This is a genomic window from Microcystis sp. M165S2, assembly GCF_020245885.1.
Classification (GTDB): domain Bacteria; phylum Cyanobacteriota; class Cyanobacteriia; order Cyanobacteriales; family Microcystaceae; genus Microcystis.
The window spans coordinates 1-5415 of sequence record NZ_JADBTZ010000015.1; the positions used below are offsets into that span (position 1 = coordinate 1).

8 protein-coding genes are annotated in these 5415 nt (G+C 40.1%); all 8 read left to right on the forward strand.

Going from position 1 to position 5415, the window contains the following annotated elements:
• Window positions 1-662 precede the first annotated feature (662 nt).
• A complete protein-coding gene (locus IM479_RS00815; protein WP_287685485.1) occupies window positions 663-1586 on the forward strand; it encodes a metal ABC transporter solute-binding protein, Zn/Mn family in 924 nt (307 codons plus the stop codon).
• A 10-nt stretch (window positions 1587-1596) separates the two neighbouring features.
• Window positions 1597-2292, forward strand: a complete 696-nt coding sequence (locus IM479_RS00820) for a metal ABC transporter ATP-binding protein (protein WP_158199701.1) — start codon at window positions 1597-1599, stop codon at window positions 2290-2292.
• Window positions 2293-2434: 142 nt separating this feature from the next.
• On the forward strand, window positions 2435-2875 hold the full coding sequence (locus IM479_RS00825) for a DUF29 domain-containing protein (protein ID WP_287078667.1): 441 nt from the start codon (window positions 2435-2437) through the stop codon (window positions 2873-2875).
• Window positions 2876-3017: 142 nt separating this feature from the next.
• The gene (locus tag IM479_RS00830) at window positions 3018-3149 is read left to right on the forward strand and encodes a DUF29 family protein (RefSeq protein ID WP_257792640.1); all 132 of its coding nucleotides are present in this window, start codon (window positions 3018-3020) and stop codon (window positions 3147-3149) included.
• Window positions 3150-3425: 276 nt separating this feature from the next.
• A complete protein-coding gene (locus IM479_RS00835; RefSeq protein WP_238560453.1) occupies window positions 3426-3548 on the forward strand; it encodes a DUF4160 domain-containing protein in 123 nt (40 codons plus the stop codon).
• Entirely contained in the window at window positions 3502-3840 is a 339-nt protein-coding gene (locus IM479_RS00840; protein WP_287685486.1) for a DUF2442 domain-containing protein, read from the forward strand. The genes IM479_RS00835 and IM479_RS00840 overlap by 47 nt, the downstream gene beginning before the upstream one ends.
• Window positions 3841-4056: 216 nt before the next feature.
• The gene (locus tag IM479_RS00845; protein WP_287685487.1) at window positions 4057-4341 is read left to right on the forward strand and encodes a DUF1214 domain-containing protein; all 285 of its coding nucleotides are present in this window, start codon (window positions 4057-4059) and stop codon (window positions 4339-4341) included.
• A 339-nt stretch (window positions 4342-4680) separates the two neighbouring features.
• A partial coding sequence (locus IM479_RS00850) for an SH3 domain-containing protein (protein ID WP_287685488.1) occupies window positions 4681-5415 on the forward strand: 735 nt, incomplete at its 3' end.

Here is a 5415-nt window from a genome sequence, read left to right on the forward strand (position 1 = left end):
CAGGTGGTCAATTACCTAATTTTCAGGGAAAAAGTCCCGGAATTTTCCCCCCAATCACTCCAAGGGTCGGCACTTTTTGAGGGAAAAAAAGTCTAAAAACCTTGTTGGATAAGGTTTTTAGATTTATTCAGCAAACCCTAGTTAAGCTCTACTGAATTTAAACTGCCTATGGGGATTTTTAGTACAAATGCTCAGGCTTCCTCTCCCAACTCTGGCACTCCAGTGCAGTCTTAACGAGTAATTTAGATAAGTGGGTGGGTGGAATTAAATATAAGACGAACGTAGGTTGGGTTGAAGCATGAAACCCAACACCCCCAGGGATTACGAAGTGCGCTAACCCATCCGACAAATAATTGTGCTTCCCTACTTAGTCAACAGCTTATCAGTTATCAGTTGTGAGTTTTCAGTTCACCGACTACTTTTTGGGGCTAATTTTTTTGGGCTTTATTTGACTTGACCAGAGGGGGGTCGTAGGCGCACGGATTTTCCATTATTTATATAATATCATGTCAAGCCCTAGTTAGCAAGAGAAAATTTTTTAATTGGGAGCGAAAGATCGAAGGACGAAAACCCAGTACATCTATACCGAGATATTTTCAGAATGATAACGATTCTCACCGACTGTGATAAGATGAGAATCATAATCAGACTCAGTTAATCCGATGGGTAAAAATTTCCAGTTAACAGCGATCGCTTTAACAATGACTATAGCCAGCTTAACAGCTTGTAGTGGTCCCTCGGTCAAGGAAAAGGAAACAACGACACCCTTGCAGGTGACAGTCAGCATCGTACCGCAGGAATATTTTGTCAAACGCATCGGGGGTGATAGAGTCAGTGTCAATACCATGATTCAACCCGGGACAGATCCCCACACCTATGAACCAAAACCCGAACAATTAAAAACCACAGCCCAATCGCAAGCCTACTTTAAAATCGGTGTATCCTTAGAAGATGCTTGGAAAGATCGCTTAAACAGTGTTAACCAACAGATGTTAATCGTCGATACCAGTCAAGGAGTAGATAAAATCCCTTTGACAGCAGAACATAATCACGATCATGATCACAGCAAGGAAGAAAAACATCAAGCTGGAAAAAACACCCTAGATCCCCATATTTGGTTATCACCAAAACGAGTCAAAGCACAAGCAGAGACTATTTATCAAACCCTAGCACAACTCGATCCCGATCAGGAAACTATCTATCGGGCTAACTTGGAAAAATTCCGTCAGGAATTAGACGCATTAGATCAAGAAATTCGGCAAAACTTGGCAGGGATCAAAAACCAAAAATTTATGGTGTTTCATCCCGAATGGGGCTATTTTGCCCAAGATTACGGTTTAGAGATGATTGCGATCGAAATCGAAGGCAATGAACCGAGTGCTGCCCAGTTAAGTCAACTAATCAAACAGGCAAAAAAAGAGAATATTAAAGTTATTTTTACTCAACCAGAATTTAGCCAGAAAAGTGCCGAAACTATTGCTAGGGAAATTGGGGGACAGGTAATCCCTATTAGTGCCTTTGCTCAAAATTGGAGTGAAAACCTGCGACAAGTTTCCCAAAAAATGGCCACAGTTTTAAATCAGTAATTGCTTGTATATGTCAACGATCATTACCATTAGTAATCTCTGGGCCGGCTACGAACAGGAACCCATCCTCGAAGATATTAATTTAACCATTCAGGAATTGGATTTTCTGGGAATTATCGGCCCGAATGGAGGGGGAAAAACTACCCTCCTCAAGGTTTTACTGGGATTAATTAAACCTTGGCGTGGAGAAGTCAGTATTTTGGGGCAAAGTGTCCAAAAAGGTCGGGAATTAGTCGGTTATGTGCCTCAGTTTGTCGAATGCGATCGCTCATTTCCCATCACTGTGGGTGAGGTGGTGAAAATGGGGAGATTGAGCAGCAAAAAACTCTGGCAAGGCTATAGTAAAAAAGATGAGGTAAGGGTAGATAAAGCTTTAGATAGTGTGGGAATGTTAGCGTTGAAAAAAAGGTCGATTGCTGAACTTTCGGGAGGACAGCGCCAACGGGTTTATATCGCTCGCGCTTTAGCGGTAGAACCCCGTCTCTTGATTTTAGATGAACCCACTGCCAGTGTCGATCCCCAAATGCGTGCTAGTATTTTTTCCCTGTTGCAAGAATTGAATGAGTGGATGACTATTTTAATTATTTCCCACGATCTGGGAACCCTATCTACCTATGTTAAATCGATCGGTTGTCTCAATCGTCGTCTCTATTATCACGGCCAAAAATCTCTCACTGCCGCTATGCTAGAACAAGTGTATTGCTAAAAGTTTTCTCCCTTTCTACTGTCAAAACCCTTGACAAATCCCGAAACTTGACATATACTTATATATATAACGGGAATCCGTGCCTGCCTACAGACCCTCTTTTTTCAGGTCAAATAAGCGCAAGGAATAAAGAAGACAGGGGATGACAATTAAAGACTTATACGAACAAGACTATCTTGCTTGGTTAGAAGAAACGGCCAAACAACTGCGACAAAGACAGACAGATGTATTAGATTGGGAACATCTCAGGGAAGAAATCGAAGCTTTGGGGAATGAACAGAGACATAAAGTAGATAGTTATCTCCTGCAATTACTCATTCATCTGCTTCTCTACCAATACTGGCCGGAGGAACGAGAAAGATGTGCGAAGGGATGGCAGGACGAAATCGGTAACTTTCGGGTGGAATTAGAACTTTTATTGGAGTCAAAAACCCTTTATAACTATTTTTTAACCAGAATCGCCGTTATTTACCCCAAAGCAGTGAAGCGAGTCCGACAAAAAAGCGAATTGCCGGCCGCTATCTTTGCCGAAAGCTGCCCCTATAGTCCCGAACAAATCCTCGATTCCGATTTTCTACCCTGAAATTCCGGCAGATTTTTTCAGAAAAACCCTTGACAAATACCCGCACTTGACAGATACTTATATATAGAATGGGAATCCGTGCCTGCCTGCGACCCCTCTTTTTTCAGGTTAAATAAGCGTCAAGAAAATAAAAACCTGATACCTGACCACTACTAAAGACTTATACGAACAGGACTATCTTGCTTGGTTAGAAGAAACGGCCAAACAACTGCGACAAAGACATACAGATGTATTGGATTGGGGAACCAACAGAGACAAAAATTATTATTATTAGTTGTAAATTTCATTATGACTAGGCTCAATGTAATCGCTGTTATCTTGTTGATTAAACTTTAAAATTGTCATTGCTTGGGATAGGAACGCCAAGGGCGATCGCTTACAATAGGGGGCAAACTTTTAGAAAGCAACCTTTATTACTATTCTTACTCATGCCCACTCTATCAAGCTTCTATGGAATAAAAATCACCATGAACTATAACGATCACAATCCGCCTCATATCAAGATTATGAAGCGGTTATAATGATTCACACAGGTGAAGTTTGTGGTCAAATGCCCAAAAGAGGACTAAATTTAATATGGGAGTGGCTTGATCTACACCAATCTGAACTATTGGAGAACTGGGAAAATGCGCGTCAAAGAAAACCTCTTAACAGAATCGATCCCCTTCCCTAAAAAGGAGCTATTTCTTCATGTTATCTGTGTGGAATATCTGGATAAGTATCAATTAAAGCTAACCTTTAATAATGGAATAGAAGGGATTGTAGATTTAGAACAAGAATTGTATGGAGAAATCTTTGAACCCTTAAAAGATCAAAGCTTATTTCAAAAAGTATATGTAAATAGTCGGACAATAGAATGGCCAAACGGAGCAGACTTTGCCCCTGAATTTTTATTTGAAATTGCTCTCGACAAGCAACCAGTTAGTATGGTCGGTGATCCTGTAGGGTACGCTAGTGAAATGTAACGTACCAAATTGTTTTCTTAACAATAATTATCTGATTTGCGATTATTTTGGACTTTAGTGCGATCAGGTTTTCTTCTCATGGTGTGATCGCTTGTTGATGAGGAGGGGCGATCGCTAATTGCCGTGTTGACTTAAAAAATAGTTACTTAACGCGCTTTTTTGCTTTTAATCATGACGAATTTGTAATTATTCTGCGTTACGCTAACACATCCTAGCGTGCTACTATTCTGGTCAGTAATTCTTTACAGTAACCAGACGCAATCGATGATTCAGACGGAGCAACAGTTTCCCAGTGTCGGTAGTCAGACAAAGGGACTTTTGGTTAATGCCGATGGTTCTGTAGATATCTATTTCAGGCCGAAACCGCCTACTGGCAAGGAGAATAATTGGGTACAGACGATTCCGGGCACGGGTTGGAATACGATTCTTCGGCTTTATGGCCCGCTTGAGCCTTGGTTTGACAAGACTTGGCGACCAGGGGAAATCGAGTTATTGAAATAGTTCTATCCAGAATTTTTCTTGATCGCCGATCTGTAGATTAGATTGAGGTGGTAAGATTAAGCCTTAACTTTTTTCTCTCTAATAAAATCAGCGATCGCACTTTGTCAGAGAGAATGATTGCAGTAACTCGACAATGAGGTTATTATTCCTCGTAGTTGCTTTGCGTTCCTTAACCCAACCCAAAAGATTGGCGATCGCAATCAAGGGGATTCTTTTGAGGACGCAATCGCAAACATCACAGAAGCGGTCAAATTATATCTTGAAAATTTACGCGCTGATAATCCTGTCAATTTATGAAAACCCTGAAAATTTAAATTTTTGAATCGGAGAGTTATATTAATGATTAAAGTATCTATTTTTAATCTCAATATTCTGTTAGGCTTGTTAACGGCTTATCTTAATATAAATGTAATTGTACCAGTTGTAGCACAAAAAATTGAGGGTGAAACTTCTACCGAAACTTCTTCTCATAAAGTAAGAGGTAATAGTTGTGTCAATTTTCGAGCGGAACCATCAATAAATGCCAAGATTATTCATTGTTTGAAATCAGGTACTTATATTGACGTTGTTCGGATTCCACCTACAGGAAAGTTTGCTTGGAGTAAAGATGAAGCAGATCGTCTTTGGTATTTGGTATTTGATCAAGATACTAAACTCCCAGGATGGGTGATGCCTGACTGTATTGATATTTTTGAAGAAACAAGTTCAACAAGTTGCGCTGATTATGGTTCTAGTCTTCCTACTCCTTATCCACCCGAATCTTTAGGAAATCTAGATTACTACCAGTTCCGTTACGACGATTTCATTAAAAGAAATCCTGGCAAAGAAGCACCAGATTATTACTTAGGATTTGGAGATAAATATCTGAATATATTTGTGAAGGATACATCTCCTGCTCTTACTGCAAAAGGACAGCAATTTATCAAAGAAGTCGGTAAAGCTTTACAACAGAAAATAGAAGATAAATTAGTCGCTAATCCTGATGCTTTTGGAGAATTAGAGCTTAATCCCGATTCCTTCCGTAAATTTGCTTATGGAACACATCCAGATGCTTACTGTGAATCAGGCTGGGGA

What these genes read in the sequence shown, in the direction of transcription:
- IM479_RS00835 (WP_238560453.1), top strand. Translation starts at nt 3,426, where the DNA reads ATGCCCAAAAGAGGACTAAATTTAATATGGGAGTGGCTTGATCTACAC.
- IM479_RS00815 (WP_287685485.1), top strand. Translation starts at nt 663, where the DNA reads ATGGGTAAAAATTTCCAGTTAACAGCGATCGCTTTAACAATGACTATA.
- IM479_RS00820 (WP_158199701.1), top strand. Translation starts at nt 1,597, where the DNA reads ATGTCAACGATCATTACCATTAGTAATCTCTGGGCCGGCTACGAACAG.
- IM479_RS00825 (WP_287078667.1), top strand. Translation starts at nt 2,435, where the DNA reads ATGACAATTAAAGACTTATACGAACAAGACTATCTTGCTTGGTTAGAA.
- IM479_RS00840 (WP_287685486.1), top strand. Translation starts at nt 3,502, where the DNA reads ATGCGCGTCAAAGAAAACCTCTTAACAGAATCGATCCCCTTCCCTAAA.